The 2,973-nt window shown below is 56.2% G+C and carries 4 protein-coding genes and 1 tRNA gene; 1 reads left to right on the plus strand and 4 read right to left on the minus strand.

The genetic code is table 11. The annotated features are described in order from the left end of the window. Positions 1-50 precede the first annotated feature (50 nt). Positions 51-126, plus strand: a tRNA-Lys gene (locus tag ACTHL0_RS14915). 390 nt (positions 127-516) lie between these two features. On the opposite strand, the gene ACTHL0_RS14920 is transcribed toward ACTHL0_RS14915, so the two are convergent. The 4 genes from ACTHL0_RS14920 to ACTHL0_RS14935 form a co-directional block, all read right to left on the minus strand. Then, the gene (locus tag ACTHL0_RS14920) at positions 517-861 is read right to left on the minus strand and encodes a DUF3304 domain-containing protein (protein WP_440567584.1); all 345 of its coding nucleotides are present in this window, start codon (positions 859-861) and stop codon (positions 517-519) included. Between the two features lie 237 nt (positions 862-1,098). Next, positions 1,099-1,584 (minus strand): DUF3304 domain-containing protein, encoded by a 486-nt coding sequence (locus ACTHL0_RS14925; protein ID WP_440567585.1) that lies wholly within the window; start codon positions 1,582-1,584, stop codon positions 1,099-1,101. Between the two features lie 64 nt (positions 1,585-1,648). Beyond that, positions 1,649-2,605 (minus strand): DUF4123 domain-containing protein, encoded by a 957-nt coding sequence (locus ACTHL0_RS14930; protein ID WP_440567586.1) that lies wholly within the window; start codon positions 2,603-2,605, stop codon positions 1,649-1,651. A gap of 12 nt (positions 2,606-2,617) precedes the next feature. Beyond that, positions 2,618-2,973 (minus strand): DUF2345 domain-containing protein (locus ACTHL0_RS14935; protein ID WP_440567587.1); only part of this gene is annotated, 356 nt, incomplete at its 5' end.

Raw genomic sequence — 2,973 nt, forward strand, 5'->3', positions numbered from 1 at the left:
AGGCTCGATGTTGACGAGCCCGATCAGCGCCGCTATAATCTCGCCTCTTCGGGTCGTTAGCTCAGTTGGTAGAGCAGCGGACTTTTAATCCGTTGGTCACTGGTTCGAATCCAGTACGGCCTACCAAGAAATTCAAAGGGTTGCAGCGCTTCTGGCGCTGTAACCCTTTGTCGTTTATGGCTCCATGTAGGCACCGTGTAGGCATTTTGGATCAGCATCAATCAATGCCGATCCATGTCGTCGATCTGGATGAACTGTGTTGCGGATGTGCCGCTCTCTATTGCGGCCACCGACATTGGTCCAGTTGTGCCGTACGGCGTCGATGACCGAATAGTGCCCCCCATCAGCCAGGCAGCGGTAGCAGCCGTCTGGGGGTGCGTCAGGAAGTGTTGCCGCAACAGTTGCGGCCGTCGTGCGAGATCGGCGCCGCCTGGCGCCGCTGCGCCGGTCCATGATGCGCTCTCGGCCGTCGACGGCGCGTTCAGCCACACGCGAATCCCATACCTGTTCTCCGGTTCAATGCGCGTTGGGAATGTGCGGGGTGGTGGGAAGTGATACCCATGCCGCTTCGATTTGCTGGTGCGGCAGGAAATGAAACTCAATGTAGCCCTTGCGTTTGTCTGTAAGCCGCGGCACGGGTATGTCGGTTTCGAATGTGTCGGGAGGCAAATTCTGAGCGTCTTGCTCTTCGGTCAGCTCAAGCTCCACTTTGATATGCAAGATCTTGGCGCGTTGGGGAATATCGAGACAACAAAAAATACCACCACCACCGCCTGGTTGATGCGCCTCCGATGAACCTACACCGTGTCCGTCCACATAAAAGCTGGCGATATGGCGGTCCGTATAGTTGTAGCCGATCACTTCATATGGTCCATACGTATCGCCCTCGCCAGATACGCACGCGTGGCTCCAGACAGTTCCACCCACCATAAGCCCAGCGAGCGCAATACGACGCGTTGTACGACGTGCGGGGTCTCGCAAGGAACACGGGAACCAATCGAAAATTTCTTTAATCATGGTGTCATTTACATCGAAAAGTGAAGCAAACCAAATGATAGGGAGCAAACAACGCTAATACACACTCTCTCCGCTTCACTACTACATATTTGGAATATACGATGTCGTCGGAAATACCACCCACGCAACATCAACCCGCCGGTGCGGTAAAAAGTGAAATTCCAGGAAACCGTCATGCTTATTCGGGAGCGGCGGCATCGGTATGTCCGTTTCGAACGTTTCGTTGGGCAAGTCTTTTTCGTACTGCTCCCTTGTGAGCCCAAGCTCCACCTTGACGTGCAAGGTTTTGGCGTGTTTGGGAAGATCGATGCAGCAATACAGCCCCCCGCCACCACCAGATTCACGCGCCTCGGATGAACCTGCACCTTGACCGTCGACGAAAAAGCGCGCGATGTCGCGGTCCGTATAGTTGTAGCCGGTGACGCCATATGGCCCATACGTACCGCTTTCGTCAGAGACGCACGCTTGACTCCAAACCGCCACGCCTGCCCAAAGGATGACGAATACAGTACCCAGGGGCCGACGAATATGCCCACCGTGCATCAACTTATCAAAAACTTTTTTCATATGCGATCCAGTGAATCATTTATCAAGCGCGCAAATAACTGATTCCAACGTTCGGAAGAACTATTTAATCATCGTTCTCACGACAACTCGTGCGCGAAAGATACTCACTCTCCACGCTCGCGCAACAGAGCGTCCCACACCGAAGCGTCGACGTCGGCCAGCTTCGTCGCCAGCGGCTCATCGCGGCCTCGTTGTTCGGCAAGCACCTTGGCGATTGCCTCATGCAAATCGAACCATGGTGCACGTTCAGGCCGATAAGGGAGAAATAGGCGAGATCGCTCTGATTATTCAGACCGTGCGTCTGTATCGCGCGCGCGAGCAGCGCGCGTATTGTACGAATGCTATCCCGGCTATCCATTGCGTTGGCCGGTGGCAGCAATTCGTCACGCAGCCGCTGATAAAGCGTTTCCGCGAAGCTCTCGTTGGACAACAGTTCGAACTGTGCGAGCGTAAGCGTGATCCAGTCGGCGGGGGCTTCGGGCACAGTCACCGCGTCGGTGCCTGCGATGCTTTGCCAGCCAGCGCGCCAGTAGCGGTATTCACGCGCGGCCGCGAGAAAATCGGCGCGCTGCCTCGCATCGAACATCGGTACGAGAATTTCAAGGATCGACGGATCGTAGTGGCGCAGAAGCGCACTGCGGCCGTCAGGCAGCTTGACTTCCGCATAGGCGTGCCCATGTGCGGCAAGCACGTCGATTGGCTGGCGAGACGCAACCCAAATCACGAGATCAAGCCCTTGCGAGCGCTCGAGCAAGCTGTGCATGAAGGCGTCATGGCCGGCATCGCCCGGCGTAAGCGCGACGAGAAATGGCCCCATCTCGGGCGTGCGCGATTCAAGCATCTTCTCCGGGTACAGCCTGCGCCATTCGGCATGACTGCGTTCGGCTTCGCCAAGTATCGAAGGATCTAGTGCGCCGTCAACCAGCGCATAAAGATGATACGTCGGCGGCTGCGCCGCATTGAGTAGCTGGAGCCATGAGACGAGTTCGGCGAACAGAGTATCGATATTTGGTGGAGTCATCGCTCTTCTTCCTCATGGACGCGGTGTCAGCGCCGTTTTGAGTTGCGCTGCGTGCTGTAGACAATCCTTGCAGACGCCTTCGGGCAGATTCGGGCGTGGATAATTGCCGCTCGTCGGGCCGCCGAAGCTGTGTGTGCTGCCCTTGATGTCGATCTTTCCCGGTGCATGAATCTCGATGTTGCCATCCTTTATCCGGATATATGCCCCGCCAGACGTCAACAGGATTTCCTGCTTCGCCGCCACCTCGACATTCTCCGTGACCGACAGCACCTTAACGGTCTTCTGCGCGGTCAGTTCGATGTTGTCCGAATGCGCCTGAATCTCAACCTTTCCCTTTCCGGCAAACAGTTTCATCCCTGCGTTCTGCA

This window comes from Trinickia sp., assembly GCF_051961175.1.
Taxonomy (GTDB): Bacteria; Pseudomonadota; Gammaproteobacteria; order Burkholderiales; family Burkholderiaceae; genus Trinickia.

Bases quoted from the DNA above. Each gene is read 5' to 3' on its own strand.
- ACTHL0_RS14925 (WP_440567585.1), bottom strand. From the start codon at position 1,584: ATGAAAAAAGTTTTTGATAAGTTGATGCACGGTGGGCATATTCGTCGG.
- ACTHL0_RS14930 (WP_440567586.1), bottom strand. From the start codon at position 2,605: ATGACTCCACCAAATATCGATACTCTGTTCGCCGAACTCGTCTCATGG.